Consider the following 3,072-nt stretch of genomic DNA (forward strand, 5'->3'; position numbering starts at 1 on the left):
AACCGCTGACCTCTTGCATGCCATGCAAGCGCTCTCCCAGCTGAGCTATAGCCCCACAGGACCTCTTTAGGAACCAAATCTGCTGGGTGCAGAATTTGGTGGAGCTAAGCGGGATCGAACCGCTGACCTCTTGCATGCCATGCAAGCGCTCTCCCAGCTGAGCTATAGCCCCGTAACGTAAAGCGTGTCGTGTTGACGGGCGGCATAATATGAATTCCTCGCTCAGGTGTCAACGGCAAAATTATCCTTCGCAATTCAATCGCTGAAAAAGCAGGCAACTTGCTGACATTGCGAGCCTTATCGCAGCCAGAAGTTAAACAGGTCACTTTTTCACGTAAAAGGATGCTATAACATGAGCAGCTAATTCCCATACATTTACTCAGGAAATAGTATGCTCAAGGAACGAATGACACCTGAAGAAATCGCCCATCTGACCGGCTACAGCCGGCAAACTATCAATAAGTGGGTGCGGAAAGAAGGCTGGCAAACCTCTCCGCGGCCTGGCGTCCAGGGTGGCAAAGCGCGGCTGGTCCATGTCAATGAGCAAGTCAGGGAGTTTATCCGCAGCGCTCAGCGCGTGGCAGAGACACCAGGCGCCTATTCTACCCACGACAGCGATCTGGAATCGCTGCTGCTGACCCTTAGCAAAGAGCTCACTCCCAGCGAGCAGAAGCAGCTGATGTCGCTGTTGCTGCGCGAAGGGATCACCGGGTTACTACTTCGGTTAGGGATCCGCGATCGGTAAAGCATGATGAAACTGAAAGATAAAATGACACCCGCAGAGCTCGCCGACTGCCTGGGACTGGCCAGACAAACGATCAATCGCTGGGTTCGCCAGCAAAAATGGCGCACGGAAGCGATACCCGGCGTCAAAGGAGGACGCGCGCGACTGGTGGTCATCGACAAACCGGTGCTCGAATTTCTGACCAATGCGCCTGCCAGGCGCCATCTGTTTACCGACAATCATTTGGCGGAATCGCCCGGCGCTTATCTGGTCAATGAGGCTGACGTGGTCTGGCGGCAAATCACGGAAACCCTGCAACTGATGACTCCGGCCGAGCAGCTGCAGCTTCGCGATCTGCTGGCCCGGGAAGGGATTAGCGGCTTTCTTGCCCGTCTCGGCATCGCCAGCCCGGCGTAACAGACAAAAAAAACGGCAGGAGTAACCTGCCGTTGTTTCATCCACGTCCCAATCAGGACGCCTGACCTTCACGTTCAGCGATAAAAGCCAGCGCTTTGTTGATACGCTCAACGCTACGGGATTTACCGATAGCGTGGACGGTGACGTCAAGCGCAGGAGACTGCCCTGCCCCGGTAACCGCCACGCGCAGCGGCATGCCGACTTTACCCATGCCGACTTCCAGCTCATCAGCGGTTGCCTGAATTGCATGGTGGACGTTCTCCGCTGTCCAGTCGCCGATCGCCGCCAGCTTGTCGCGAACCACTTCCAGCGGCTGACGCGCCACCGGACGCAGATGTTTCTTCGCCGCATCGGCGTCGAACTCAGCGAACTCTTCATAGAAGTAGCGGCAGCTCTGAGCAATCTCTTTCAGCGTTTTGCAACGCTCGCCCAGCAGTTTCACCAGCTCGGCCAGCTGTGGGCCATTACGGGTATCGATATTTTCCTGCTCGATGTGCCACTGCAGATGCGTCGCCACGTATTCCGCCGGCAGCGTATTGATGTAGTGATGGTTCAGCCACAGCAGTTTGTCGGTGTTGAACGCACTCGCGGATTTGCTGACCGCCCCCAGCGAAAAGAACTCGATCATCTCTTCGCGGGTGAAGATCTCCTGATCGCCATGGGACCACCCCAGACGTACCAGATAGTTAAGCAGCGCTTCCGGCAGGTAGCCGTCGTCACGATACTGCATCACGCTCACCGCACCGTGGCGTTTGGACAGTTTTTTACCGTCATCGCCGTTGATCATCGACACGTGGGCGTAAACCGGCACCGGCGCATTCAGCGCTTTGAGGATGTTGATCTGGCGCGGTGTGTTGTTGATATGATCTTCACCACGGATCACATGGGTGATCGCCATATCCCAGTCATCTACCACCACGCAGAAGTTATAGGTCGGGGAACCATCGGTACGACGAATGATCAGATCGTCCAGCTCCTGGTTGCTGAACTCGATAGGTCCGCGGATCTGATCGTCAAAGATCACCGACCCTTCCTGCGGGTTGGCGAAACGCACCACGCACGGCTCATCGTCGGCATGATGCTCGTGGCTATGGCGGCAGCGGCCATCGTAACGCGGCTTCTCACCGTTCGCCATTTGCTCTTCGCGCAGCGCTTCCAGACGCTCTTTCGAGCAATAACATTTATAAGCGGTGCCAGCTTCCAGCATCTCATCGATCACGTTGTTATAACGGTCGAAACGTTTGGTCTGGTAATAAGGGCCCTCATCCCATTGCAGATTCAGCCAGTTCATGCCATCCATGATGGCTTCAATTGCTTCCGGGGTGGAGCGTTCGAGATCGGTGTCTTCAATACGCAGCACAAACTCACCGCCGTGGTTACGAGCAAAAAGCCAGGAATAGAGAGCAGTACGCGCACCGCCAACGTGCAGATAGCCTGTTGGGCTTGGCGCGAAGCGAGTTTTGATTTTCATGAATTGGCCTTACGTTTAATAAAGATGCCGATAGCCGGCAATGTCCGGTGGAAATTATGGGTCAATATTCTAACACCGTGGGCTGATTCCTCAATGTTGATCCCGTCGGAACGTCACGGTTGGCCATTTTTGTTTATAAATCATGCTACGCCGCCGATTTTACGATCGCTTTGTTTAATTTTACGACGAACGAACGAATTCTTTAGAAAAGGCGTTGACTCATTTTCAACTCTCCCTATAATGCGACTCCACACAGCGGGGGTGATTAGCTCAGCTGGGAGAGCACCTCCCTTACAAGGAGGGGGTCGGCGGTTCGATCCCGTCATCACCCACCACTTTCTCGCCAGCTGGATTTTCTGTCAAAATGTGAAGTACCGAAGTGGGTGATTAGCTCAGCTGGGAGAGCACCTCCCTTACAAGGAGGGGGTCGGCGGTTCGATCCCGTCATCACCCACCACTT

General features: G+C 54.8%; 3 protein-coding genes and 4 tRNA genes (1 of these 7 cut by a window edge). 4 read left to right on the forward strand and 3 right to left on the reverse strand.

Annotated elements, in window-relative coordinates; genetic code table 11:
* Both NKJ21_RS16335 and NKJ21_RS16340 read right to left on the reverse strand, forming a co-directional pair.
* Positions 1-55, reverse strand: a tRNA-Ala gene (locus NKJ21_RS16335) (it extends 121 nt beyond the left edge of the window).
* 41 nt (positions 56-96) lie between these two features.
* Positions 97-172, reverse strand: a tRNA-Ala gene (locus tag NKJ21_RS16340).
* A gap of 219 nt (positions 173-391) precedes the next feature.
* Here NKJ21_RS16340 and NKJ21_RS16345 point away from each other — a divergent pair.
* Both NKJ21_RS16345 and NKJ21_RS16350 read left to right on the forward strand, forming a co-directional pair.
* Positions 392-745 (forward strand): YfeC-like transcriptional regulator, encoded by a 354-nt coding sequence (locus NKJ21_RS16345; RefSeq protein ID WP_008803883.1) that lies wholly within the window; start codon positions 392-394, stop codon positions 743-745.
* Between the two features lie 3 nt (positions 746-748).
* Positions 749-1,141, forward strand: coding sequence for a YfeC-like transcriptional regulator (locus NKJ21_RS16350; protein ID WP_008803882.1), 393 nt, complete (start codon positions 749-751; stop codon positions 1,139-1,141).
* Between the two features lie 52 nt (positions 1,142-1,193).
* On the opposite strand, the gene gltX is transcribed toward NKJ21_RS16350, so the two are convergent.
* Positions 1,194-2,612: a glutamate--tRNA ligase gene (gene gltX, locus NKJ21_RS16355; protein WP_008803881.1), complete on the reverse strand. Its 1,419-nt coding sequence runs from the start codon at positions 2,610-2,612 to the stop codon at positions 1,194-1,196.
* A 259-nt stretch (positions 2,613-2,871) separates the two neighbouring features.
* On the opposite strand from gltX, the gene NKJ21_RS16360 reads away from it, so the two are divergent.
* Positions 2,872-2,947, forward strand: a tRNA-Val gene (locus NKJ21_RS16360).
* A 46-nt stretch (positions 2,948-2,993) separates the two neighbouring features.
* Positions 2,994-3,069, forward strand: a tRNA-Val gene (locus tag NKJ21_RS16365).
* The last annotated feature ends 3 nt before the right edge of the window (positions 3,070-3,072 follow it).

Source organism: Klebsiella sp. SWET4 (genome assembly GCF_024296565.1).
Classification (GTDB): domain Bacteria; phylum Pseudomonadota; class Gammaproteobacteria; order Enterobacterales; family Enterobacteriaceae; genus Klebsiella; species Klebsiella variicola.